The sequence below is a fragment of the Bradyrhizobium altum genome (assembly GCF_020889705.1).
In the GTDB taxonomy this organism is placed as follows: Bacteria; Pseudomonadota; Alphaproteobacteria; order Rhizobiales; family Xanthobacteraceae; genus Bradyrhizobium; species Bradyrhizobium altum.
On record NZ_JACMYP010000447.1, the window covers coordinates 1 to 3815 of the forward strand.

Genomic DNA, 3815 nt, shown 5'->3' on the forward strand with positions numbered 1-3815 from the left:
CAAGGCCGCCGCCGAGGCTGCGCCGCAGGCGGTGCCGGGCTTCTGGGACCCGCGGCGGCGGCCGGATCGGCCGGACCTGTCGCGCCTCACCGTGATCCGCTTCCTGACCGAGACCGACTATCCCCCGTTCAATTTCACCGGTCCGGACGGCAATCCCGCCGGCTTCAATGTCGACCTCGCACGTTCGCTCTGCGACGAGATCAAGGTCACCTGCACCATCCAGATGCGCCGCTTCGAGACCCTGATCGATGCGCTGGCGACCAACCGGGGCGATGCCATCATCGCGTCGATGGCGGTGACGCCGCAGCTGCGCGCCAAGGTCGATTTCACCGATCCCTATTACCGCGCGCCGGCGCGCTTCGTGTCGCGCCGCGACAACGTGATGCCGGAAATCCGCCCGGAATATCTCGAGGGCAAGAAGGTCGGCGTCATCGCCGGCACCTCGCACGAGGCCTACCTCAAGGCGATGTTCACCGACGCCGAGATCCATTCCTATCCGGATAACGACGCGCTTCGCGCGGCGCTGCGCCGCGGCGAGGTCGACTTTATCTTCGGCGATGCGATCTCGCTCGCGTTCTGGATCAACGGCACCGATTCCGCCGAATGCTGCGCGTTTTCCGGCGGCCCCTTTGTCGAGAGCCGCTATTTCGGCGAGGGCGTCGGCATCGCCGTGCGCAAGGGCAACGATCTGCTGCGGCAGTCGCTGAACTGGGCGCTGTTCCGGATCTGGGAAAAAGGCCGCTTCACCGACCTGTGGCTGCGCTATTTCTCGATCAGCCCGTTCTGATGCGCGCCGCGTCATCGCGAGCGAAGCGAAGCAATCCACCAACTGCCGCTGCAGAACCGGTATGGATTGCTTCGTCGCGGAGCTCCTCGCAATGACGGTCGCCCAAAACTTTGCATTTTGCCGCGAAAGCGTTAGTTTTCGCGGCCTTTTTGGAGAGAGCCTGAAGAAATGTCCGTGATTGATCTTGCTGCCAGCCCGAGCGACCTGCGGGCGCTCGCCGAACAATCCAACGCCTGGCCGTTCGAGCAGGCGAAAGCGATTGTGGCGCGGCTGAAGAAAAATCCGAAGGACGAGGTGCTGTTCGAGACCGGCTATGGCCCCTCGGGCCTGCCGCATATCGGCACCTTCGGCGAGGTCGCGCGCACCACGATGGTGCGCCACGCCTTTCGTGTGCTCACCGAGGACAAGATCAAGACGCGCCTGCTCGCCTTCTCCGACGACATGGACGGCCTGCGCAAGGTGCCGGACAACGTGCCGAACAAGGAGATGCTGGCGCAGCATCTTGGCAAGCCGCTGACCAAGGTGCCCGATCCGTTCGGCACCCATCCGAGCTTCGGCCAGCACAACAACGCGCGGCTGCGCGCCTTCCTCGATCAGTTCGGCTTCGACTACGAATTCGCGAGCTCGACCGAGTATTACACCTCCGGCCGGTTCGATGCCGCGCTGCTCCGCATGCTGGAGCGGATCGAGAAGGTGATGGCGATCATGCTGCCGTCGCTGCGCGAGGAGCGCGCGGCGAGCTACTCGCCGTTCCTGCCGATCTGTCCGCGCACGGGCCTCGTGCTTTACGTCCCGGTGACGGCGCACGACGCCAAGGCCGGCACCATCTCCTATGAAGATCCCGATACCAAGGAGAGCGTCACCGTTCCCGTCACCGGCGGCCGCTGCAAGCTGCAATGGAAGCCGGATTGGGCGATGCGCTGGTATGCGCTCGGCGTCGACTATGAAATGGCCGGCAAGGATCTGATCGACTCGGTGAAGCTGTCTGCCAAGATCTGCTCGGCGCTCGGCGGCACGCCGCCGGAAGGCTTCAACTACGAGCTGTTCCTCGACGAGAAGGGCCAGAAGATCTCGAAGTCGAAGGGCAATGGGCTCACCATCGACGAATGGCTGCGCTACGCCTCGCCGGAATCGTTGTCGCTGTTCATGTATCGCGAGCCCAAGGCGGCGAAGCGGCTCTATTTCGACGTCATCCCGCGCAATGTCGACGACTACCAGCAGTTCCTCGACGGCTTCACGCGGCAGGAGGCGCGGCAGCAGCTGCAGAATCCGGTCTGGCACATCCACTCCGGCAGGCCGCCGCAGGCCGACATGCCCGTCACCTTCCAGCTGTTGCTGACGCTGGTGTCGTCGTCGAATGCGGAGAACGCCGAGACGCTGTGGGGTTTCATCGGCCGCTATCGTCCGGGCGTGACGCCGCAGACCCATCCGAAGCTCGATGCGATGGTCGGCTATGCCATCAACTACTATCGCGACTTCGTGGCGCCGACCAAGCAGTTCCGCGAGCCCACCGAAGGTGAGCGCGCCGCGCTGCAGGACCTGCGCGATGCGCTTGCCAACATGCCGGCCGACGCGACCGCGGAAGACATCCAGAATGTCGTCTACGAGATCGGCCGCCGCGAGCCGTTCCTCGATACGGTCAAGAAGGGCAAGGACGGCCGTCCCGGCGTCTCGCTCGACTGGTTCAACATGCTCTACCAGGTGCTGCTCGGCCAGGAGAAGGGCCCGCGGTTCGGCTCCTTCGTCGCGGTCTATGGCGTGCAGAACGCGGTCAACATGATCGACGGCGCGTTGGCGCGGTCGTCGTAGTTCGATGGACTCTGACTGTTATCGTCCCTGCCTAGTGCGCAATTGCGCACGGGAGCGGGGACCCATAACCACCGCTGCGAGTCGACGAACCGCGCTGCGGCCCCAACGGCGTGAGATGCGAGCATTGGTGGTTATGGGTCCCGGCTCAAGGCCGGGACGACAGGGGTGTTTGCGGCGACAAGCCCGCAAAATCCGGATAGCTGGCCAGCGGCATTGTCAGCGGAGGCCGCAGCCGGATTGCGCTACACTCCGTCCCATAAAATCAGCACGGCCTCCGTCGAGAAGCCGGCACACATGGGAGCATGCGCATGCAGTTCAGGGTTTCGCCGACATCGCTGCAGGACAGTTCGAGCGCCGAGGAATGGCAGGCGCGGGTCGACCTCGCGGCCGCGCATCGGCTCGCCTACATCCACGGCTTTTCGGAAGGCATCTTCAACCATCTCACCTTCGTGGTGCCCGGCCGCACCGATCGCTACTACCAGATCCCGTTCGGCATGCATTGGTCGGAGGTGACCGCGTCGTCCTTCATGGAGGTCGGCATCGACGATGCCGAGGTGAAGCGCGGCGAGGGTGAGGTCGAGCGCTCCTGCTATTGCATCCATGCGCCGATCCACAAGGCGCTGCCGCAGGCCAAGGCGGTATTCCACACCCATATGCCGTATGCGAGTGCGCTGACGCGGCTCGAGGATCCGCGCATCAAGGAGATCGGGCAGACCGAGGTCGGGCTGTCGGAAGCGATCGCCTATGACGATCTCTACACCGGCCCCGCGCTCGATCCCGAGGAAGGCGCGCGGCTCGCCAGGGTGATCGGCAACAAGACCATCCTGTTCATGGCCAACCATGGCATCTCGACCGTCGGCGCGAGCGTCGCCGACGCCTATGACCGGCTCTATTACATCGAGCGCGCCGCGCAGGTGCAGATCTACGCGATGTGGACCCGACAGCCGCTCAAGCAATTGCCGCAGCACGTGGTTGAGAAGACCAAGCGCGATTTCCGCGACGACCATCTCTACAACGGCCCGACCCCCGCGCAGCGGCATTTCGATGCGCTGAAGCGGATGCTGGACCGCAAGGAGCCGGACTACGCGACGTAAGGATGGTAGGGAGCGTGCCGCAACCTCGGCCGTCGTCCCGGCGAAGGCCGGGACCCATTACCACAGGGTCATGTTGTCGAAGCGAGCTGTGGCCCCAACTCGCTACAAATCAAACGGCGGTGGTT

General features: G+C 64.2%; 3 protein-coding genes. All 3 read left to right on the top strand.

Going from position 1 to position 3815, the window contains the following annotated elements:
• The coding region (locus H8B02_RS45945; RefSeq protein ID WP_229172315.1) for an ABC transporter substrate-binding protein at positions 1-787 on the top strand (787 nt) is incomplete at its 5' end.
• 168 nt (positions 788-955) lie between these two features.
• Positions 956-2596 carry a lysine--tRNA ligase gene (locus H8B02_RS45950; RefSeq protein WP_229172316.1) on the top strand — a complete coding sequence of 547 codons (1641 nt, stop codon included), beginning with the start codon at positions 956-958 and terminating at the stop codon, positions 2594-2596.
• Between the two features lie 308 nt (positions 2597-2904).
• The gene (locus H8B02_RS45955) at positions 2905-3690 is read left to right on the top strand and encodes a class II aldolase/adducin family protein (RefSeq protein WP_229172317.1); all 786 of its coding nucleotides are present in this window, start codon (positions 2905-2907) and stop codon (positions 3688-3690) included.
• Positions 3691-3815: the final 125 nt, after the last annotated feature.